Annotated in this window: 1 rRNA gene; it reads right to left on the bottom strand. The window is 60.0% G+C overall.

From position 1 onward, the window contains the following. Positions 1–53: 53 nt before the first annotated feature. Positions 54–390 (bottom strand): 23S ribosomal RNA (locus JT719_RS24335); the annotation flags it as partial.

Here is a 390-nt window from a genome sequence, read left to right as displayed (position 1 = left end):
GCTTGCTGCTGCGCGTGGCGCGACCTTCGGACCTTTCGGTCCTCCAGGCGCGGTGGATCAAGCCGATCGAGCGATTAGTAAGGCTCAGCTTCACGCGTTGCCGCGCGTCCACATGCCTCCTATCGACGTGATGGTCTGTCACGGCTCTCGAGGGAGTTCTCGTTTCGAGGTGGGTTTCCCGCTTAGATGCTTTCAGCGGTTATCCCGTCCGCACTTAGCTACCCGGCCATGCCGCTGGCGCGACAACCGGTGCACCAGAGGTGCGTCCATCCCGGTCCTCTCGTACTAGGGACAGATCCTCTCAAAACTCCGACACCCACGGCAGATAGGGACCGAACTGTCTCACGACGTTCTAAACCCAGCTCACGTACCACTTTAATCGGCGAACAG

It is taken from the genome of Sabulibacter ruber, from assembly GCF_017355955.1.
Classification (GTDB): domain Bacteria; phylum Bacteroidota; class Bacteroidia; order Cytophagales; family Hymenobacteraceae; genus Nibribacter; species Nibribacter ruber_A.
Note: the sequence above shows the minus strand (reverse complement) of the source record. Positions and strands in the feature narration are given on the sequence as shown.